General features: G+C 72.0%; 13 protein-coding genes and 1 pseudogene. 10 read left to right on the top strand and 4 right to left on the bottom strand.

All coding sequences use genetic code 11. The features are described 5' to 3' along the window. The first annotated feature begins 72 nt into the window (after nt 1–72). The 8 genes and pseudogenes from NOO62_RS35700 to NOO62_RS35735 all read left to right on the top strand — a co-directional run bounded on the left by NOO62_RS35700 (nt 73) and on the right by NOO62_RS35735 (nt 11,864). Nucleotides 73–1,221: a DUF6777 domain-containing protein gene (locus NOO62_RS35700; protein WP_268774933.1), complete on the top strand. Its 1,149-nt coding sequence runs from the start codon at nt 73–75 to the stop codon at nt 1,219–1,221. A gap of 384 nt (nt 1,222–1,605) precedes the next feature. Beyond that, nucleotides 1,606–4,491 (top strand): helix-turn-helix transcriptional regulator, encoded by a 2,886-nt coding sequence (locus tag NOO62_RS35705; RefSeq protein ID WP_268774934.1) that lies wholly within the window; start codon nt 1,606–1,608, stop codon nt 4,489–4,491. Nucleotides 4,492–4,773: 282 nt separating this feature from the next. After that, nucleotides 4,774–4,977, top strand: a pseudogene (locus NOO62_RS35710) (DNA-binding response regulator); the annotation flags it as partial. A gap of 23 nt (nt 4,978–5,000) precedes the next feature. After that, complete coding sequence (locus NOO62_RS35715) at nt 5,001–6,248, top strand: ATP-binding protein (RefSeq protein WP_268774935.1); 1,248 nt, start codon at nt 5,001–5,003, stop codon at nt 6,246–6,248. A 120-nt stretch (nt 6,249–6,368) separates the two neighbouring features. Further along, nucleotides 6,369–7,412, top strand: a complete 1,044-nt coding sequence (gene aroF, locus NOO62_RS35720; RefSeq protein ID WP_268775934.1) for a 3-deoxy-7-phosphoheptulonate synthase — start codon at nt 6,369–6,371, stop codon at nt 7,410–7,412. Between the two features lie 382 nt (nt 7,413–7,794). Beyond that, a complete protein-coding gene (locus NOO62_RS35725; RefSeq protein WP_268774936.1) occupies nt 7,795–8,739 on the top strand; it encodes a ParB/RepB/Spo0J family partition protein in 945 nt (314 codons plus the stop codon). A gap of 157 nt (nt 8,740–8,896) precedes the next feature. After that, the gene (locus NOO62_RS35730) at nt 8,897–10,996 is read left to right on the top strand and encodes a SpoIIE family protein phosphatase (RefSeq protein WP_268774937.1); all 2,100 of its coding nucleotides are present in this window, start codon (nt 8,897–8,899) and stop codon (nt 10,994–10,996) included. 10 nt (nt 10,997–11,006) lie between these two features. Further along, the gene (locus NOO62_RS35735) at nt 11,007–11,864 is read left to right on the top strand and encodes an Fpg/Nei family DNA glycosylase (protein WP_268774938.1); all 858 of its coding nucleotides are present in this window, start codon (nt 11,007–11,009) and stop codon (nt 11,862–11,864) included. Between the two features lie 49 nt (nt 11,865–11,913). On the opposite strand, the gene NOO62_RS35740 is transcribed toward NOO62_RS35735, so the two are convergent. Further along, the gene (locus NOO62_RS35740; RefSeq protein WP_268774939.1) at nt 11,914–12,570 is read right to left on the bottom strand and encodes a zf-HC2 domain-containing protein; all 657 of its coding nucleotides are present in this window, start codon (nt 12,568–12,570) and stop codon (nt 11,914–11,916) included. Nucleotides 12,571–12,659: 89 nt separating this feature from the next. Continuing rightward, nucleotides 12,660–13,169 (bottom strand): hypothetical protein, encoded by a 510-nt coding sequence (locus tag NOO62_RS35745; protein WP_268774940.1) that lies wholly within the window; start codon nt 13,167–13,169, stop codon nt 12,660–12,662. Between the two features lie 360 nt (nt 13,170–13,529). Here NOO62_RS35745 and NOO62_RS35750 point away from each other — a divergent pair, with 360 nt between their 5' ends. Beyond that, nucleotides 13,530–14,684 carry a CapA family protein gene (locus tag NOO62_RS35750; RefSeq protein ID WP_414930944.1) on the top strand — a complete coding sequence of 385 codons (1,155 nt, stop codon included), beginning with the start codon at nt 13,530–13,532 and terminating at the stop codon, nt 14,682–14,684. A gap of 37 nt (nt 14,685–14,721) precedes the next feature. On the opposite strand, the gene NOO62_RS35755 is transcribed toward NOO62_RS35750, so the two are convergent. Then, a complete protein-coding gene (locus NOO62_RS35755; protein ID WP_268774941.1) occupies nt 14,722–16,155 on the bottom strand; it encodes an amino acid permease in 1,434 nt (477 codons plus the stop codon). A 103-nt stretch (nt 16,156–16,258) separates the two neighbouring features. Then, nucleotides 16,259–16,720, bottom strand: a complete 462-nt coding sequence (locus tag NOO62_RS35760) for a universal stress protein (RefSeq protein ID WP_268774942.1) — start codon at nt 16,718–16,720, stop codon at nt 16,259–16,261. Between the two features lie 170 nt (nt 16,721–16,890). Here NOO62_RS35760 and lysX point away from each other — a divergent pair, with 170 nt between their 5' ends. Further along, nucleotides 16,891–20,178, top strand: coding sequence for a bifunctional lysylphosphatidylglycerol synthetase/lysine--tRNA ligase LysX (gene lysX / locus NOO62_RS35765; RefSeq protein WP_268774943.1), 3,288 nt, complete (start codon nt 16,891–16,893; stop codon nt 20,176–20,178). The last annotated feature ends 6 nt before the right edge of the window (nt 20,179–20,184 follow it).

Genomic DNA, 20,184 nt, shown 5'->3' on the forward strand with positions numbered 1-20,184 from the left:
GGAACCCCCGCAGACAATGGCGGAACACCCCCGTCCGCGGGGGCACACTGCACGGCAACGGCGGGAGAACCGGTGCGCACACCCACCAGGACGCACGCGATCGTCTTCGCGATATCCGCGGCCCTAGCGGTAGCGGGCTGTTCGGGCGACGGCGACAAGAAGACCGCTGACGGCGGCAGCGAGCTGTTCATGCAGCCGGTCGCCGCCCAGGGCCCCGATCCGTTCACCGAGTCCACCGCGGAGACCGCCGCCTCCCCGCCGCCCGTCACCCGTTCGCCGCAGCCGTCGCCCACCGGATCGGCGACCCCGCAGGGCACTCGCTCCATCCCGGGCGGTACGCCGGGTCTTTACGGCGGTACGCACAACGTCGGCAGCTGTGACATCGACCAGCAGGTGCGCTTCCTCACCGCCGACCCGGCGAAGGCACGCGCGTTCGCGCAGGCCTCCGACATCGACGAGGCCGCCGTCCCGGGCTATCTGCGCGGGCTGACGCCCGTCGTGCTGCGGGCCGACACCCGCGTCACCAACCACGGGTTCCGTGGCGGCTCGCCCACGAGCTTCCAGTCCGTCCTGCAGACGGGCACGGCCGTCCTCGTCGACGACCGGGGCCTGCCGCGGGTCCGCTGCGCGTGCGGCAACCCGCTGAAGCCGCCGGTCGCCTTCGAGAGCTCGCCCCGGCACAACGGGCGGGCGTGGAGCGGGTATCAGCCGACGCGGGTCGTCGTGGTGACCCCGGCGCCGCAGCCGATTGTCAACATCACCATCGTGAACATCGTCAACAACACCTGGATCGAGCGGAAGACCGGCGACGGGAAGGCGCACCACGACCGTCCGACCAAGCCGCCGACCCCCACCCCCACGCCGACCCCCACGCCGACGACGCCGAGCCCGACGTCTCCGTCCCCGTCCAGCCCGACACCCACGGATCCGGACGAAACCACCCCGGACGAGACCGAGCCCGACGAGACGAGCCCCGATCAAACGAGCCCGGACGAGACGGACCCGGACGAGACCGGCTCCGGTCAGACCGTTCCGGACGGGACGAGCCCCGACGAAACCAGTCCTGACGAGACGAGTCCGGAAGGGACCAGTCCTGACGCATCCAGTCCGGACGAGGGCGGCGGTGACTCGCCGACCGACTGCCCCACCCGGACGGGCATGCCCGCGGACCCCGCGTCACCGGCCCCGCCCGGCTGCGCGTCGCCGGTGCTGCCCTCGTAGGGGCGAGCCATACCGGTCAAGCGGCGGGTGAGAGGGCCATGCGGAACGCGCCAATCGTTCCCGGCCCCTCGCGTCGCTGTCGCCCCTGGCGCCACGCAAGTCCTTTCCCCGGCTCGCAACCGCGTTCTGATATATCGCCGAGTTCAGTCATCAGGCAAATACGGAAGAGTTTCCGAATGATATGGAGCGGGCGGGTCCGATTGGTTGGGGAGTGGCGCATTCACGTCGGTTATGGCGTGGCATTGAGTCAAATGGCGCTGGTAGTTGATTTTCATATATGGCAGAGTCGTCCGTCGGGTGGCCGGTCAAGTCCAAGGAATTGATCCAGCCGGTCTTCCGGTCGCCCCGAGGACCAGCCGTCAGCCGCGGGGGAGAAGTCGGCTCATGAACTTGGTGGAACGTGGTGAAGAACTTTCGGTCATGGAACACATGCTCGACTCAACCGAGAGCGGGCATGGCGGCGTCCTTCTGGTGAGCGGCGCCGTCGCCAGCGGCAAAACCGCGCTGCTGCGGGCCTTCGGCTCGCGCGTCACCTCAAGAGGAGCACTGTATCTGCAGGCCACGGCGTCCGGCGCGGAGACGGACCTGCCCCTCGGCGTCATGGGGCAACTGCTTCTCGGTGCCGGTCTGCACGGCGCGGACGCGCGTCGGGCGGCACAGCTCGTGGACCTCGTCGCGGGCTCGGCCCGCTCACGAAGGGACGCCGGAGAACGGCCCGCGGTGGCGATGGACGAGATTCCCGAGCTCTGCGGACTGTTGCTCGAAAAAGCCAGGGAAATGCCCCTGGTGCTCAGTATCGACGATGTGCAGCACGCCGACGAGGACTCGCTCGAATGCCTCCTCTACCTGTCACGTCGACTGGCCGTGAGCCGCATTCTGGTCGTGCTGGGAGAGAACAGCGACTTCCTGGCGGGCAATACGCGATTGCGCGTCGGTTTACTGCGGCTGCCCGGCTGCCGGAATATCAGGCTCAGCCCGCTCCGGCGGTCCGGAGTCGCAGAAATGATCTCTGTATTCGATGCGTCGGGGTGGGGAACGCGCAAGCTCGTCCCCGAACTGCTCCACAAGGGCGGCGGCAGCCCGCTCCTGACCCGGGCGCTCATCGAGGACCACCTCGCCGCGGGCGACGCGGGCGCCGCGGGCGTCCGCTCCGGCGAACCCGTACCGGGCGAATCCTTCGTACGGGCCGTCGCCACCTGCCTCTACCGCAGCGACCTCGCCACCCGCCGCACCGCGTGGGCGCTGGCGGTCGCGGGCCCCGACATGTCGCTCGCCGAACTCGTGGAGGTCCTCGGGGCCAGCAGGGAATCGCTTCTGCGCAGCCTGCGCGCGCTGAACGGGGCGGGTCTCCTCGACGCGGGCTGGTTCCGGCACGACGCCGGGCGCGCCGCGGTCCTGAGAAGCCTGGAGCCCGCCGACCGCGTCCGCGTCGAGGCCCGCTGCGCCCGGGTCCTGCACGAGCACGGAGCGGCCGCGCCCGCGGTCGTACGGCACCTGATCGCGGCCGGGACGGTCGACGCGCCCTGGGCGCGCCGCACCCTGATCGAGGCCGCCGAACGGGCCCTCGCCGACGACGAGGTGGACCTCGCCCTCACCTGTCTGCGCATCGCCCGCGACACCAGCACCGACGCCCACCAGTCCCTGGAGATACGGGCCGCCCTCACCCGGGCCCTGTGGCGCGTCAACCCGGCCGGCGTCGCCCAGCACCTGCCCGAACTCACGGCCGCCGCGCTCGACGGAAGGCTCGGCACCCGGCACGCCGACGCGCTCGTCGGCCACCTGCTCTGGTTCGGCCGCCCGGAACGGGCCCTGGACGTCCTCCGCGCCGTCGAGCGGCAGAGCGCCGCGCAACCCGGCCGGACCGGCACCGGCACACCCCACCGGCACGACTGCCCGCGCCTCTGGCTGACGTACGCCTATCCGGGCCTCTCCGTCCCCGACTGCGCCGCACCCGGCGGCACACCGGAGCACACGACCGCGCAGGACACCACCCCGCAGCACGTGGCGGCCCTGGCCCGCAGCCCGCACCAGCGGGCCGCGAGCCTGGTGAAGTCGCTCCTCGAAGGGCCGGGGAAGGACGTGGTGGTCAGGGCCGAACAGATCCTGCAGAGCACCCGGCTCGACGACGACACCGTGACGGCGCTCCTCGTCGCCGTCGACTCCCTGCTCCTCGCCGACCGGCTCGAGGCGGCGGCCTTCTGGTGCGAGACGCTGATCAACGAGGCGGCCGAACGGCGAGCGCCCCTGTGGCAGGCGCTGCTGGCCGCGGCGCGGGCCCGCATCGAGCTCAGGGTGGGCGCGCTCACCACCGCACGGAAGCTGGCACGTTCGGCGCTCGCGCTCGTACCGGCGGACGGGTGGGGCGTGGCCGTCGCCGCGCCCGTCGCCACCGCGCTGTTCACCGGCACCCTCATGGGGAGGCTCGACGAGGCGGCGGCGCAACTCGCCGTACCCGTACCGGACGCGGCCTTCCAGACGACCGACGGCCTGCTCTACCTCCGCGCCCGCGGCCACTACTACCTCGCCGCGGGACGGCCCTATGCCGCCCTGGACGACTTCCTCACCTGCGGGGATCTCATGCGCCGCCGCCGGTTCGACCTGCCCGCGCTGGTCCCCTGGCGCACCGACGCCGCCGAGGCGCATCTGTCGCTCGGCGACCGCGAGCGCGCCCGCGCCCTCGCCGAGGAGCAACTCGCCCTGGCGGGCGGGCGGGGCGGCTGGGTGCGCGCCGTATCGCTGCGCGTGCTCGCCGGCACGCTGAAGGCGGCGCACCGTCCTGCGCTGCTCGGCGAGGCCGTCGAGATCCTGCGGGACCGCGGACACCGCGTCGAACTCGTCCGTGCCATCGACGAGTTGGCCCGGACGCAGCGCGAGCTCGGGAAGGTCGGTCAGGCCAGGGCCCTGGCCCGCAAGGCGCAGCAGCTGGCGGGGGAGTGCGGCATGCCGGTGCCGCCGTCCGCGGCCGACACGGGTAGCCCGCACCCGGCCGAGCAGCCGTGGTCGGCCGGGAACCGCCGACATCCCGACGAACTCAGCAACGCCGAATTCCGTGTGGCCACGCTCGCCGTCCGAGGTCACACCAACCGCCAGATCGCCGACAAGCTCTGCATCACCATCAGTACCGTCGAACAGCACCTGACGCGTGCCTACCGCAAACTCGCCGTCCAGCGGCGCGCGGACCTCGCGGCCAAGATCGGCCCGGTCACGGGACCGGGCGACGACGAGGAACCCGCGACACACGACGCCTGCGACCGGCTGCACGTGGGCTGATGGCCGGACAACGTTCATGTGTCCGTCTCCCCCTCGGTGAGGCCGTGGCTGCCGTTGCGGTGACGCGGTTCCGTTTCTACGCGGCAGGCGGTCACACCGCGGTCCGAAGATCTGTGACCGGCACACAGGAACGCCCCGCACGAGCCCGCGCTGTGACCGGTGCGTGACGGACGTTCGGGCACCGTGGACTTCATGATCAGCTCCGTCCCGATGAGGGTCCTGGTCGTCGCGGACCACGCCGAGCTCGCCCGCTCGGTGGCGCGGGTGTCGCGCCGCGCGGGCATGGTGGTCGACGTCGTCCGTGACGGTGCCGTCGCCGTCGCCCGCACCTCGGCGACCGACTACGACGTGCTCGTGCTCGGCCGGGACCTGCCCAAGGAGTTCTCGGTCCTGGAGTACCTGCTCGCGGCCCAGGGCCGTGTCGTACCGGCCGAAGAGCTCTTGGACCGGGTGTGGGACGAGGCGACGTACCCGTTCACCACCACCGTCAAGGCGAATTTGAGGGGCCCATGCACCTGCCCTCGCGGCGTGCGGGCGTACGCCTCACGCTGCTGTACGGCGCGCTGCTCGTCGCCTCCGGCGCGGTCCTGCTCGCGCTCACGTATCTGCTCGTCGCCCGGTTCCCCGCGGACCGCGTCCTCGTGGACGGGGTGGAAGCGGGCGGGGGAGCGGGGGCGGACGCGGGAACCGGGCGCTCCGGCGGAGGGTTGCCCGGTGTGCGGCCCGCGGCTCGCTCCGGCGACGTCTTCGCGCAGCTCCAGGAACAGGCGGTCGGTCAGCACACGGACCAGTTGCGGCAGTTGCTCGTGCAGTCGGGTGTCGCACTCGCCGTCATGCTGGTGGTCTCGGCCGTCCTCGGGGGCCTGGTCGCCCGGCGTGTGCTGCGCCCGCTGCGGGCGATGACCGGCACCGTCCGGCACATCTCGGCGCACACCCTCCACGAGCGGCTGGCCGTCCAGGGCCCGGCCGACGAGCTCAAGGAGCTGGCCGACACGGTGGACGGGCTCCTCGGCCGCCTGGAAGCGGCCATCGACTCCCACCGGCGATTCGTCGCCCACGCCGCCCACGCCCTGCACACCCCGCTCCTGCTGGAGCGCGCGCTGCTGCGGAAGACGCTCATCGACTGCGACGCCACCGCGGAAACGTTTCGCGGGAGCACCGAGCGGCTCCTGGAGATCAGCGAACGGCAGGCCCGCCTCCTGGAGTCCCTGCTGGCGCTCGCGGGCAGCCACCGCGGCCTCGTCCACCGCGAGGAGCTGGACCTCGCGCGCCTCGCCGAGTGGGCGCTGCACGTCGCGCGCCCGGAGAGCGAGCGGCGTGGACTGCGGGTGACGGCCGCCACCGGGCCCGCGCCCGTCCTGGGTGACCCGGCGCTCGTCCAGCGCCTGGTGGGCTGCCTCGTGGACAACGCGGTGGGCCACAACCGCCCCGGCGGACGGGTGGACCTCACCACCGCCGTCCGGGACGGACACGCGGTCATCTCTCTCGCCAACACCGGCGACCGGGTGGCGCCGGACCAGGTGGACCGGCTCTTCGCGCCCTTCCGGGGCCCGGGCCGCTCGATCGGTGACGGCCACCCCGGCCTCGGCCTGGCGGTCGTGCACGCCATCGCCCTCGCCCACGAAGCGGGGATCAGCGCCCGCGCCCGCCCGGACGGCGGACTCTCCGTGGAAGTCGCCTTTCCGATACGGACCGGAGATCCACGTAAAGGGGCGGACGATATTGGGCAGTTGGACAAGAATGCGGGATTTCATTGAGAAAAACCCTGGTCACCTCCTACCGTGGTCGCCCGACGTAATTCCCCGAAGGGGCCCGCACGACGGGCCCGAGAGAATTCCGGGGAATACCCACATGCACGGGAGGAACCCTTGGTCGTCGTGATGGCCCCCGAGGCCACGCAGCAGGATGTGGACGCGGTCGTCGATCTGGTGCGCACGGCGGGCGGGGACGCGTTCGTCAGCCGGGGCGTGACCCGCACCATCGTCGGGCTCGTCGGGGACGTGGCCGCGTTCGGCGCCCTCAACCTCGCCCACCTGCGCGGAGTCCTGGACGTCGTGCGCATCTCGGTGCCGTACAAGCTGGTCAGCAGGGAACACCACCTGGACCGCTCCGTGGTGACCGTGGCCGGCGTCCCCATCGGCCCGGGCACGCTGACCGTGATCGCGGGCCCCTGCGCGGTGGAGACCGCCTCGCAGACCCTCGCCGCCGCCCGGATGGCCAAGGCGGCCGGTGCCACGCTGCTCAGGGGCGGCGCCTTCAAACCGCGCACGTCGCCGTACGCCTACCAAGGACTCGGCGAGAGCGGCCTGCGCATCCTCGCCGATGTGCGGGAGGAGACGGGGCTGCCCGTGGTGACCGAGGTCATCGACCCGGCCAGCGTCGAACTCGTCGCCCCCTACGCCGACATGCTGCAGATCGGCACCCGCAACATGCACAACTTCGCCCTCCTCCAGGAGGTGGGCGCGGCAGGCAGGCCCGTGCTCCTCAAGCGCGGCTTCGGCGCCACCGTCGAGGAGTGGCTGATGGCCGCCGAGTACATCGCCCAGCGCGGCAACCTCGACATCGTGCTCTGCGAGCGGGGCATCCGCACCTTCGAGACCGCCACCCGCAACACCCTGGACATCAGCGCCGTGCCGGTCGTCCAGCGCCTCTCCCACCTGCCGGTGATCGTGGACCCCTCGCACTCGGGAGGCCGCCGCGACCTCGTCCTGCCGCTGACCCGCGCCGCCCTCGCGGCCGGTGCGGACGGCGTCATGATCGACGTACACCCCGATCCGGGGACCGCGCTCTGCGACGGCGACCAGGCCCTCACCCAGGCGGAGGTCGACGAGGTGGCGCACGCCGTCGGGGCCCTGTCGCCGCTGATGGGGCGCACCCTGGCGCGGCCCGCCGCCGGTGCGCAGGCCGGTAGGGGTGAATAGGGGTGGCGGAGCCCGTGGCGTGCAACTAGTGAGGGGTACCAGGCCGGAAAACGCGTTGTTAAGGTGAACATGCCCGGCCGGGGAAACACATCCCGCGGCCTGACGGTACGGATTCCGTGAATTCCCGGAATCCGATTGCGGTGGTTGAAGACGGCGAAGGGCGCATCCGTGCGCGCCGCACCCTTCGCCGTGATCCGGGAGAACACACGCCTCCAGAGCGCGCAACGCATTCACTTCAGGGCCCTCGACCAAGGGCGAACGCGTACGCGGAGCGGCGGTGTGGCGTGACCGGTCGGCGTGCCGGGACACGCGCACGGGGGACATCAGAGCTTGAGGGGGAGTTGAGTTGGCAACACCCGAGCACGCAGAGATCGACCGATTAATGGTCGTCGAAGTCGAGATCGGCTCGCTTTCGACGGCTGACTCACCGCGGACAGCCGGAGTCGATCCGGAGCACGTACAGGCACTGGCGGTCGTACAGACCCCGCTGCCGCCCATCACGGTGCACCGCCCGACGATGCGCGTCATCGACGGACTGCACCGCCTGCGCGCCGCCGAACTCCAGGGGCAGCGCAAGATCGCAGTGAAGTACTTCGACGGCGCGGAGGACGACGCCTTCGTCCTCGCCGTCGAGTCCAACGTCACCCACGGCCTGCCGCTGACCACGGCCGACCGCAAGCGGGCGGCCGCCCGCATCATCGCCACGCATCCGCAGTGGTCGGACCGGATGATCGCCTCGGTCAGCGGCATCGCGCCCGGCACCGTCGCGGACATCCGCAGGCGCGCACCGGGCAGCAGGGACGGCGAGGAGAGCCGGATCGGCCACGACGGCCGGGTGCGGCCCATCAACGGCGCCGAAGGGCGCAGGGTCGCCAGCGAGCTCATCGCGCAGAACCCCGCCCTGTCGCTGCGCCAGGTGGCCCGCGTCGCCTCCATCTCGCCGGAGACGGTACGGGACGTGCGCAACCGCATGATGCGCGGCGAGGACCCCGTTCCGCAGCGCGGAAAACGGACCGACCAGGGGAGCCACCTCCCCGCACCGCGGATCGCCCGCCCCTCGGCCGTGCCCGACCGGGACGCGGCCCAGGACCGTGCCGCCGCCGTCAAGCGCCTCAAGGCCGACCCGGCCCTGCGCTTCAGCGAGATCGGCCGCACCCTGCTGCGGCTGCTCAACATCCACACGATCAGCATGGAGGAGTGGGACCAGATCATCGAGAAGGTCCCGCCGCACTGCCGGGGCATCGTCGCCTACCTGGCAGGGGAGAGCGCGGAGATGTGGGCGGAGGTGGCGATGCGGGTCCAGAGCAAGGTCGCGGAGACGGCGTAACCGTCCCGCCGGACGGCCCAGCCGTCCCGTCGCACGGTGTCCAAGTGGGCGGGGCCCGCGGTTGGACGGCGGAGCCCTGCCCGCCGCCCGCCGCCGCCCCGCTCCGGGCGCCGTGCTCCCGCGTGCGGGCGCGGGAGCCTCCGCCTAGCGTGGGCCCATGGAGCGCGACCCGGCGGGGCAATGCCGCTGTGGACAGCCGGCCGGGGAACCGGCCGGCTGTTTCCTCGCGCTGTACGGGGCCGCGCTGCGCACGGGCCGCTTCGACTGGGACCTCGACACGGGCCTGATGACGATGGACGCCACCGCCCACGAGGTCTTCGACGTACGCCCCGAGCAGTACGACAACCGGCCCGATACCCTCGCGTCCCGCGTGCCGACCGTCGAAGGGCACCGCCTCGACCAGATTGTCTCGCACGCCCTGAAGGACGGTAGCGAGACGTACGGCGCGTACTTCCGGATCCGCTGCCACACCGGCGCGCTGCGCTGGACCCACACCCAGGGCTGCATCCAGCGGGACGCCACGGGCCGCCCGCGCCGCATCGTGGGCCTCGTCAGGGACGCCACCCGGGAACTCGGCGACAGCCCGGCCGCGCTGCGCGAGCGCGCCGAGGAGGAGGCGGAGCGGCGCCGCACCACGAGCCTCGTCCAGGGCACCACGGCGGCGCTCGCGCACGCCCGCACGGTCCGGGACGTCATCGACGTCCTGCGCGACACCCACGGCCTCGCCCACCTGGGCGCGTCGAACCTGGTCATGGGGCTCGTCGAGGCCGGCCGCATCCGGCTCGTCGCCGAGGGCCCCGCGGGCAGCTTCGTGCCCGGCACCCGCCTCACGGGCGTCGACGAGGACTACCCCATGAGCGAGGTCGTCCGCACCCTCGCGCCGCGCTACATCGAGACGGCCGACGACTTCGCCGAGTCCTACCCGCTGCTCTGGCCGCACATCGACGAGCTCGGCATCACCGCGGCCGCCTATCTGCCCCTGATCGCGCAGGCCCGCCCCATCGGCGTGCTCGGCCTGCTCTACCAGGACAAGACGGGCTTCACCGAGGACGAGCGCAACGTCCTGGTCGCCCTCGGCAGCAGCATCGCGCAGAGCCTGCAACGCGCCATGTTCTACGAGCAGGAGAAGGACCTCGCCCAGAACCTCCAGCAAGCCATGCTGCCCCGCACCATCCCCGGCGTGCCGGGCGCCGAGATCGCCGTCCGGTACCGCTCGGCGGCCATCGGACGGGACATCGGCGGCGACTGGTACGACGTGATCCCGCTGCCCGGCGGCCACGTCGGCGCCGTCATCGGCGACGTCCAGGGCCACGACACGCACGCCGCCGCCGTCATGGGCCAGCTCCGCATCGTCCTGCGCGCCTACGCCGCGGAGGGCCACACGCCCGCCACCGTCATGGCCCGCGCCTCCGGGTTCCTGCACGAACTGGACACCGACCGCTTCGCGACCTGCCTCTACGCCGACGCCGACCTGACCACCGGAGTGGTGCAACTCGTCCGCGCGGGACACCTCGACCCACTCCTCCAGCGCGTCGACGGCTCCTGCCGCCGGGTCCCCGTGGACGGCGGCCTGCCCCTCGGCCTCTCCGCGGAGTTCGGCCGCCTCGACTACCCCGTCACCACCCTCGAACTCGACCCGGGCCAGACCCTGTTGCTCTGCACCGACGGCCTCGTCGAGGAGCCCGGCGCCGACCTGGACGACGGCATGCGCGCCCTCGCGGAACTCGCCGCCGTCGCACCCCGCGACCTTCAGCGGCTCGCCGACCGGCTCTGCGGCATCGTCGACGGCCGCGGCGGGGAGGACGACGCCGCCCTCCTGCTCCTGCGCCGCCGCACCGACGACGTGCCCCGCGCGGGCGGCCGCCTCCAGCAGCACGTCGCCCCGAGCGACCCGGAGGCGCTCGCCGAGGCCCGGCACATGATCGCGGCCGCGGTGCGGGCCTGGGGCGCGGGCGAGCGCGCCGACGAGATCGAGCTGGCGGCCGACGAAGTGATCACCAACGCCCTCATGCACACCGATGGGTCCGCGATCGTGACCCTGCGCGTCCTGACCGGCACCGACCGGCGGCTGCGCGTGGACGTCGAGGACTCGTCGAGCGCCCTGCCGCGCCGCCGCGACGCGGGCGAGTCCGGGGTGTCGGGCCGCGGCCTGCTCCTGGTGGACCGGCTCGCGGACGCGTGGGGCGTCGAGGCGCGCGGCGGCGGCAAGTGCGTGTGGTGCGAGTTCATCGTGCCCGTCAGAGAAGAGCGGGAGTGAGGGAAGAGCCATGCCCGAACTGCCAGAAGTGGAAGCGCTGCGCGAGTTCCTGACGGGCCATCTGGTCGGCCGGGAGATCGAGCGTGTGCTGCCCGTCGCCGTCAGCGTCCTCAAGACGTACGACCCACCGCCCACCGCCCTGGAGGGCACCGTCACCGCCGTGGAGCGGTACGGCAAGTTCCTCGACATCGACGCCGACGGGACGCACCTGGTCACCCACCTCGCCCGCGCGGGCTGGCTCCGCTGGCACGACAGCCTCCCCGAAGGCCTGCCGCGCCCCGGCAAGGGCCCGTTGGCGCTGCGCGTCGTCCTGGACACGGGGGCGGGCTTCGACCTCACGGAGGCGGGCACGCAGAAGCGCCTCGCGGTGTACGTCACGGAGGCGCCGCTCGACCTGCCCGGCATCGCGCGGCTCGGCCCCGACCCGCTGGCCGCGGACTTCGACGAGGAGCGGTTCGCGGAGCTCCTGGCGGGCGAACGGCGGCAGATCAAGGGGGCGTTGCGCGACCAGAGTCTGATCGCGGGCGTCGGGAACGCGTACAGCGACGAGATCCTGCACGCGGCCCGCATGTCCCCGTTCCGGCTCACGTCGAGCCTCACCGAGGAGGATGTCCATGGGCTGCATGTGGCGCTGCTGGCCACGCTGACCGAGGCGGTGGAGCGCTCGCGCGGTGTCGCGGCGGGCCGTCTCAAGGCGGAGAAGAAGAGCGGCCTGCGCGTGCACGGCCGCACCGGCGAGCCGTGCCCGGTGTGCGGCGACACGATCAGGGAGGTCTCCTTCGCCGACTCGTCGTTGCAGTACTGCCCGACCTGCCAGACGGGCGGGAAGCTGCTCGCGGACCGGAGGATGTCGAGGCTGCTGAAGTAGCGCGGTGGTGTGGCGCGGTGTTGTGGCGCGGTTCAGGGGCGCCGCAGGTTCAGGGGCGCCGCAGGGTCAGGAGCGGCTCGCCCCGGGCCGTGCGCACCTCGTACCGGTCGGTCTGCGCGGTGCGCAGGGCCGCGGTGCCTTCCGTCCGCACGGTCGGTGCGGGCACGCGCCACGACATGACGCTCTGCTCGGATCCGTCGGTGGCGACGGCGACCAGCTCGCAGACCCGCTCCCCGCCCGCCGCGTGTGTGGCCGTATCCCGCACCGTGAGGCCGATCTCCGCCCCCCAGGCGCGGCCCCGGGCGGTGAGCGTGGCGGAGACCCCGCCGCGGGCGTCCCGCGCGGTGATCCGCACCGGCCCCGGACCGTCCTTCGGAGCGAGGGTCACGGCGGGCACGCCGAGGGCCAGGACAGCACCCACGGCGACCGCGCACAGCCGTCGTCCGCACCGCACACCGTGCAGCCGCCCTGCCCGGCTCAGAAGGCGGTCCAGGAGGCCGGGGGAGGGCGCGGCGAACGGTTCCACGGGAGCCCGGGTCGCCCGGCCGTAGAGCTCCAACTGGAGCGCCGCCGTGTGGAGTCCGTCGAGCTCCAGCAGGCAGGCGGGACAGTCCATGAGGTGGTCCTCGAAGCGGAAGGCGTCCGCCTCGTCCAGGACGCCGAGCGCGTAGGCGCCCGCGTCACGATGCCGCTCCAGGGGCCTCATGGCGTTCCCTGCCGTTCCGTGTCGGTGCGGAGTGCCGTTCCTCCTCCGGTACGCGGCGGAAGACGGAATCACTCAAGGGCCGAACGGTCTCAGAAGAGATGGATCGCCAGATGCCCCAGCGGCAGCCCGAGCCGCCACGCCGGGGTCCACACCTTCGGCCCGTCCTCCTCGCCCTGGACGGCGCGGCCGGGCACGGAGTCCAGGTCGGGCGCGAGCAGCTCGGTCTCCTGGAGCCAGCGCCACGCCTGGTCGGCGAGGTCCAGGTCGGGCGCGGGGCCCGCGGCGACGGCGTCGGCCGTGAGCAGCGCCATCCGCTCGCGCACCCAGTCCTGCCACGGCTGGCCGTACGCGGTCAGGCTCAGCCACGTCTCCAGCTGGGAGACCACGCGGATTCCGGACAGCTCGCCTCTGGTGTCCGACAGGAAGATCGTCAGGGCCAGGGCGTCGCGGCCCGCCCGGTACTCGAAGGAGGTGGGCGGCATCAGATCGCCGGTGCGCAGCAACTCGTCGGCGATGTACTCCGCGTACAACCACGCCATGGGGACGACGAGTTCGCCGCCCCGGGGGCCATCCGTGTTCCCGCTGCTTTCCTGCCGCATCCGCTCCGCCTTCCTACGGTCCGTGCGCGTCACCGGCCTTTGGCCCCCCAATCCGGCACACGGTGAGGACAGCCGATTACCCGAGAGGGGTGCGGAGCAAGGCGCTTTACGGAGGCTTGACCCGGGCGTCGGTTTCACCGCAGGTGGGCGGCCCTGTGTTGTTCGCGTCACAGGTGGAATTGTATGACTCCGTTTCAGGTACTTGAACGGCAATGCTCCTTGATTATCCGTTAAGTACGTATGTGGATTCATCTGGCCGAATATCGCCCCAGCCAGGGAGTCCGACCGATGAAGCAGCGCGCACGGATCACACGGCACACACGTCCCGCCGCCACCTCCCACACCTCGCGGAATGCACCATTGAAGGCCCCGCGTCCGCGTCCCGCGACGGCCGCCACCGCGGCCCTCCTCATCGCCGGTCTCGCGGGCGCAACCGCCTGCACGGCCCCGGCGCCCCATCCGGCCGGCGGATCCGCGGCGGGCAAGCGCGGCTTCACGCTCGCCGCCTCCGGTGACGTCCTGCCACACGACTCGATCATCCGTGCGGCCAACGCGGACGCGGGCGGCGACGGCTACGACTTCAGGCCGATGCTCGCGGGCGCCAAGCCCGTCATCAGCAAGGCCGACCTGGCGATCTGCCACATGGAGACGGTCTACGGCGCGGACGGCGACTACAGCGGCTACCCCAGCTTCAAGTCCCCGCCCCAGGTGGCCCGCGCCCTCAAGGCCACCGGGTACGACGCGTGCTCCACCGCCTCCAACCACACCCTCGACGACGGCGCGGACGGTGTGCGCCGCACCCTGGACGCGCTCGACAAGGCGGGCGTCAAGCACGCGGGTTCGGCCCGCACGGCCGCCGAGGACAGGACCCCGGCGTGGCTGCGGGCGGGCGACGCCAAGGTCGCGCAACTCGCGTACACGTACGGCACGAACGGCTACCCCCTGCCGAAGGGCAAGCCGTGGACCGTCGACCTCATCGACCGCGGCAAGATCGTGGCGGACGCCCGAGCGGCTCGCGAGGCGGGCGCCGACGTCGTGGTCGTCAGCCTGCACTGGGGCAGCGAGTGGCAGGACGCGCCCGACAAGCAGCAGCTGCGCCTCGGCAAGCAGCTCACCGCGTCCCGCACGGACGGGCGCCCCGACATCGACCTCATCCTCGGCACCCACGCCCACGTCCCGCAGGCCTACGAGAAGGTCAACGGCACCTGGGTCGTCTACGGCATGGGCGACCAGGTCGCAGGCGAGATGATCAACCACGAAGGCGCGCACGACCCGCGCGGCAACCAGGGCACCATCGGCCGCTTCACCTTCGCGCCGCCCGCCGAGCCGGGCGCCCGCTGGCAGGTCAAGAAGGCCGAGTTCCTGCCGATGTGGTTCGACACGGACTCCGTCCGCGTCGTCAACCTCAACACCGCCCTCGACCGCGGCGCCGACGTGAGCGACGTCCGCGACCGCGTCCGCCGTGTCGTCCTCAGCCGCGGCGCGGGCAAGGACGGCCTCGTCATGGGGAAGTAGCCGCGGTCGTCCCCTGCTCGGACGCTCCTGACCCGCGTCACCTCTTGGTGGTGGTTCCGTCCGTCTTCGCCAGCTCCGACTTCCGGTACGAGTAGCCGAAGTAGACGACGAGGCCGAGCGCGAACCACACGGCGAACCGCACCCAGGTCTGCCACTGCAGGAACGTGATCAGCCAGATCGAGAAGACCACCCCGATCGCGGGCACCACCGGCATGCCGGGGCAGCGGAACGTGCGCGGCAGCTCCGGCCGCTTGTAGCGCAGCACGATCACCGCGACACACACCACGACGAACGCCAGCAGGATCCCGATGTTGGTCAGCTCGGCCGCCTCGCCGATGGGCAGGAACCCGGCGATGGCGGCCGACGCGATCCCGACGATCCACGTCACGCGCGTCGGCACGTGCCGCGTCGGATGCGTCTTGGCGAACCACTTGGGAAGGAGCCCGTCCCGGCTCATCGAGAACCACACGCGCGTGCAGCCGAGCATGAACGTGAACATCACGGTGAGGATGCCGATGATCGCGCCGACCGCGATGACGTCCGCGAGGCCGCCGAGCCCCACGGACTTGAAGGCCGTGGAGAAGCCGCTCTCCGGGTCGACGTCCTTGTAGCTCTGCATGCCGGTGAGGACCAGGCACGCGAGGACGTACAGCACCATCGAGATCGCGAGGGAGTAGAGGATCGCCTTCGGCATGTGGCGCTGCGCGTCCTTGGACTCCTCGGCCGCCGTCGACATGGCGTCGTAGCCGAACACCGCGAAGAACACGGTCGCCGCGCCCGTGAACGCGCCGCTGACCCCGTAGGGGAAGAACGGATCGTAGTTCCCGGTCTCGATGTGGAAGAAGCCGACCGCGATCACGACGAGGACCACGATCACCTTCAGGACGACCACGATCATCTCGAAGCGCGCGGCGTTCTTGATGCCGAGCGTGAGCAGGTACGCGATGAACAGGCACAGCACCGCGGCGAACAGGTCGACCTTGTGCCCGTCACCGGTGCCGGGCGCGCCCATCATCCAGTTCGGCAGCTCGGCCCCCATCTCCTCGACGAGGAAACCGAAGTAGCCGGAGATGCCGATCGCGACCACGGCGACGATCGCGGTGTACTCCAGGAGCAGGTCCCAGCCGATGAACCAGCCGGTCAGCTCGCCGAGCACCACATAGCCGTACGTGTACGCCGACCCCGCCTTCGGGATCATCCCGGCGAATTCGGCGTACGAGAAGGCGGCGGCCGCGCTCGCGACCCCCGCGATCAGGAAGGAGACCAGCACCGCGGGGCCCGCCGTGCCGTTGGCGACCGCCCCGGCGAGGCTGAAGATGCCGGCGCCGATGATGCCGCCGACGCCGATGGCGGTGAGCTGCCAGAGCCCGAGGGACTTGGCGAGCCCGCCGCCCGCCCCGGGCTCCGACTCATCGATGTGCTCGATGGGCTTGCGGCGCAGCACGCCCTGCCCCATCCGTAGTCCCGACATGAGCTCCACCTCTTCGCAGCCGGCCGTCGGCTGATGGCGGATCATGATGGCCCAGCAAGGGGCGCTACGGAAGGAGCCACACCAGGCCACCGTCACCGGTTCCCTACGGGACCACCGTCACCGGCCAGCGGCCCGCCTTCACCAGACGGACGGCGACCGAACCCACGATGCGGTGGCCCGCCTGCTCGGAGGCGCCCACGACGACGGCGTCGGCCTTGAGGTCGTCGGCGGCGGTGACCAGACCGGTGTAGGGATCACCGCGGAACGTATGGAACTCCCACCGGACGTCGAATATGTCCTTCACCCGCTCGGTCGCGGCCCGGATCTCCGTGATCAGCCCCTCGGCGATCTCGTCGGTGGTCTCGGCGACCGGTACGCCGAACGCGGCGCCCGCCGCCATCACCGGCTGGATGTACACGACGGCGAGCAGCGCCCGCTGCCGACGGGCCAGGCCACCGGCATATGCCGCGGCTCTCAGCGAGGAGTCGGAGCCGTCGACCCCGACGACGATCACCTTGGGCCCGTCGGTGCCGCGTTCGAACTGGTGGGACTGGTCTTCACTCACGCCGAGAGATTAGCGGAGGCAGTCATACCGCCTGTGTTCCGGGCCGGTCGGGGCGGGCCGCCGCGCCCCGCCGTCCTGGCCTGTCGTCCGGGCATGCCGTCCAGGGCCGCCGTGCCCCGTCCCGCCGCTCTCGACCTGCGCGGTGGCACACCTCTTCCTAGAGTCGTGCCATGACGGTCAGCACGGAGGAGCCCGAGGCCAGAGGACGGATACGGGCCCGAGACGGTTTCCTCGGCCGCGTCCCGGAGGGCTTCGCCGCCTTCTTCGGCGCGCTCGGCGTCTTCTGCGCGGTCGTCGCGGTCATCTCGCCGCTGCGCCGCCTCCTCATGCCCGTCATCCGCGTCCTCGACCTCCTCACGGTCCCGGTCAGCGCGAACCTCGCGTACGCCGTCTTCCTCTTCCTGCTCGCCGCCGCGACCGCCGCGCGCAAGAAGGTCGCCTGGTGGCTCGTCGTCAGCTATCTGGGCCTGCTCCTCGCCTTCGACGTGCTCGGCGCGGCCCTCGGCTTCTGGGCGGAATCGCTGCCCTCCTTCGTGATCTGCGGCGCCGCCTTCGTGCTGCTGATCCTCGCCCGCAAGGAGTTCTCCGCCGACTCCCGGCGCGGCGCCGTCCGGCGGGCCATCGCGGTCCTCGCCGCCGGACTCGGCGTCGCGGTCCTGGCAGGCTGGGGCCTGGTGGAGCTGTTCCCCGGCACCCTGGTGCGCGGCGAGCGGCTGCTGTGGGCGGCGAACCGGGTCTGCGGCGGCCTGATCCACGGCCACGAGTACTTCGACGGCAGCCCGCCGCGCGGCCTCTACTTCTGGCTCGGCCTGTTCGGCGCCCTCGCCCTGCTGAACGCCGCCGCCACCCTCTTCCGCTCCCAGCGCATGGAAGCGGCCCTGCACGGCGACGAGGAACCCCGCATCCGCGCCCTCCTCGGGGCCTACGGCGCGCAGGACTCACTCGGCTACTTCGCGACCCGGCGTGACAAGGCCGTCGTCTTCTCACCGAGCGGCAAGGCCGCCGTCACCTACCGCGTCGAGGCCGGCGTCTGCCTGGCCAGCGGCGACCCCGTCGGCGACCGCGAGGCCTGGCCGCACGCGATCGGCGCCTGGCTGGACGTGGCACGGCAGTACGCCTGGGCCCCCGCCGTGATGGGCGCGTCCGAGGACGGCGCGACCGCGTACGCCCGCGCCGGACTCGGCGCGCTGCAACTCGGCGACGAGGCCATCCTGCACGTCGCCGACTTCGACCTGGACGGCCGCGACATGCGCGTCACCCGCCAGGCCGTGAACCGCGTCCGCCGCACCGGAGCCACCACCCGCATCCGACGCCACTCCACCCTCACCGACGAGGAGATGGAGGAGATCGTCGACAAGGCCGACGCCTGGCGGGACACCGAGACCGAGCGGGGCTTCTCCATGGCCCTCGACCGCCTCGGCGACCCCGAGGACGGCGACTGCCTCCTCGTCGAGGCCCTGGACGCCGACGGGAAACTCCTCGCGCTGCTCTCCCTCGTCCCCTGGGGCAAGGACGGCATCTCCCTTGACCTGATGCGCCGCGACCGCGCCGCACCCAACGGCGTCATGGAGTTCATGGTCGCCGAACTGTGCGCGGCCGCTCCCCGGACCGGCGTGCGCCGCATCTCCCTGAACTTCGCCGTATTCCGCTCGGTCTTCGAGGAGGGCGGCCGCATCGGCGCGGGCCCGGTGCTGCGCCTGTGGCGCAAGCTGCTCCTCTTCTTCTCCAAGTGGTGGCAACTGGAGGCGCTCTACCGCTCCAACGCCAAGTACCACCCCGAGTGGTACCCGCGCTTCATCTGTTACGGCGACAGCGGCGCCCTCGCCCGCATCAGCCTGGCGTCCGGCATCGCCGAGGGCTTCGTCTCCGTGCCGTCCCTGCGCAAGCTCTGGGGCAAGGGCCACCACAAGCCGCGGGGCGTCACCCAGCCCACGACCACCGAGGGACTCCCGTCGATCGCCGCGCTCGGCCTGTCCGGCGCGGACGACACCACCGACGCCGACCCGACGTCCAGGCTCCCCGAACAGATCCGCATCCGGCACCGCAAACTCGACCGCCTGCGCGCGGAAGGTGTCGACCCCTACCCCGTCGGCCCGCCCCCGCGCACCCACGAACTCGCGGCGATCCGCCACGACATGGCGGCGTCCGAGGTCACGGTCGCGGGCCGCGTCATGCTCGTACGCGACTTCGGCGGCGTCGTCTTCGTCGTACTCCGCGACTGGTCGGGCGATCTGCAACTCGCCCTCACCCGCGACACCTCGGGCCCCGACGTCCTGGACCGCTTCACCGCGGGCACCGACATCGGCGACCACATCACCGCCACCGGCACGGTCGGCACCAGCGACCGGGGCGAGCTCACCGTCTTCGTCACCGACTGGCACCTCACCGGCAAGTGCCTGCGCCCGCTGCCCGACAAGCGCCGCGGCCTGACCGACCCCGAGGCCAAGGTCCGCCGCCGCTACCTCGACCTGGTCGCGAGCCCCGGCGCCCGCGACGTGGTCCGGGCCCGCTCCACCGCCGTACAGGCGCTCCGACAGGGCCTCCTGGACCGCGGCTACCTGGAGGTCGAGACGCCGATGCTCCAGCAGATCCACGGCGGCGCCAACGCGCGCCCCTTCACCACCCACATCAACGCCTACGACCTCGACCTCTATCTGCGCATCGCCCCCGAGCTGTACCTGAAGCGGCTCTGCGTCGGCGGCATGGAGAAGGTCTTCGAGATGGGCCGCACCTTCCGCAACGAAGGCGTCTCCTACAAACACAACCCCGAGTTCACGATGCTGGAGGCCTACCAGGCCTTCGCCGACTACGACGTGATGCTCGACCTCACCCGCGAACTCATCCAGGGCGCCGCGACCGCCGCGTTCGGCAGACCGGTGGCGCACAAGGACGGCGTCGAGCACGACATCTCCGGGCCCTGGCCCGTCAAGACGGTGTACGGCGCGCTCTCCGAGGCGCTGGGCGAGGAGATCGACGCGGACACCCCGGTGGCGGCCCTGCACCGGCTCTGCGACCGGGCCGCCGTCCCGTACACGACGGACGACGGGCGCGGCGACGTCGTCCTGGAGATGTACGAGCGGCTGGTCGAGGAGAAGACCCAGCTGCCCACCTTCTACAAGGACTTCCCGACCGACGTCTCCCCGCTCACCCGCCAGCACCGCACCGACCCGCGCCTCGCCGAACGCTGGGACCTCGTCGCCTTCGGTACGGAACTCGGCACCGCCTACTCCGAGTTGACCGATCCGGTCGAGCAGCGCCGCCGCCTCACCGCGCAGTCGCTGCTCGCCGCCGGGGGAGACCCCGAAGCCATGGAGATCGACGAGGACTTCCTCGACGCCCTGGAGTACGCGATGCCGCCCACCGGAGGCCTCGGCATCGGCGTCGACCGGCTCGTCATGTTCCTCACCGGCCTGACCATCCGCGAGACCCTGCCCTTCCCCCTGGTCCGCCGCGTCTGAACGGGT

The sequence above is a fragment of the Streptomyces sp. Je 1-369 genome (assembly GCF_026810505.1).
In the GTDB taxonomy this organism is placed as follows: Bacteria; Actinomycetota; Actinomycetes; order Streptomycetales; family Streptomycetaceae; genus Streptomyces.

Coding starts and splice junctions, on each gene's coding strand:
- NOO62_RS35755 (WP_268774941.1), bottom strand. CDS start 16,155: ATGTCGGGACTACGGATGGGGCAGGGCGTGCTGCGCCGCAAGCCCATC.
- NOO62_RS35725 (WP_268774936.1), top strand. CDS start 7,795: ATGGTCGTCGAAGTCGAGATCGGCTCGCTTTCGACGGCTGACTCACCG.
- NOO62_RS35740 (WP_268774939.1), bottom strand. CDS start 12,570: ATGAGGCCCCTGGAGCGGCATCGTGACGCGGGCGCCTACGCGCTCGGC.
- NOO62_RS35745 (WP_268774940.1), bottom strand. CDS start 13,169: ATGCGGCAGGAAAGCAGCGGGAACACGGATGGCCCCCGGGGCGGCGAA.
- lysX (WP_268774943.1), top strand. CDS start 16,891: ATGACGGTCAGCACGGAGGAGCCCGAGGCCAGAGGACGGATACGGGCC.
- NOO62_RS35735 (WP_268774938.1), top strand. CDS start 11,007: ATGCCCGAACTGCCAGAAGTGGAAGCGCTGCGCGAGTTCCTGACGGGC.
- NOO62_RS35715 (WP_268774935.1), top strand. CDS start 5,001: ATGCACCTGCCCTCGCGGCGTGCGGGCGTACGCCTCACGCTGCTGTAC.
- NOO62_RS35730 (WP_268774937.1), top strand. CDS start 8,897: ATGGAGCGCGACCCGGCGGGGCAATGCCGCTGTGGACAGCCGGCCGGG.
- NOO62_RS35705 (WP_268774934.1), top strand. CDS start 1,606: ATGAACTTGGTGGAACGTGGTGAAGAACTTTCGGTCATGGAACACATG.